Consider the following 329-nt stretch of genomic DNA (forward strand, 5'->3'; position numbering starts at 1 on the left):
GGCGCAGACACGCGCGCCAGGAGCCGGAACGCAGCAGTCCGTCGGCTGGAGGAGGCCCGGGCGAACTTCAAGACGGCGATCAGCCAAGGCCACATCAACCCGACCATCCTGGAGGGCCTCACCGAGACCGAGAACCGCCTGGCCGCGCTGATCGCCGAGTCCGAGCAGGACAGCGGCAACATCATCGAGATCCCGGCCGACCTGGGCGCGCTGTATCGCGCGCATGTCGATGACCTGGCCAGAACGCTGTCGGCCGGTGAGGTCGTGGGCCGCGCGTCGGACGAGCTGCACCGGCTGATTGATCGCGTGGTGGTGTCCTGGGACGAGGC

At 69.0% G+C, this 329-nt stretch carries 1 pseudogene; it reads left to right on the top strand.

From position 1 onward, the window contains the following. Positions 1–329, top strand: a pseudogene (locus Q0938_RS19265) (recombinase family protein); the annotation flags it as partial.

This window comes from uncultured Paracoccus sp. (assembly GCF_947496875.1).
Taxonomy (GTDB): Bacteria; Pseudomonadota; Alphaproteobacteria; order Rhodobacterales; family Rhodobacteraceae; genus Paracoccus.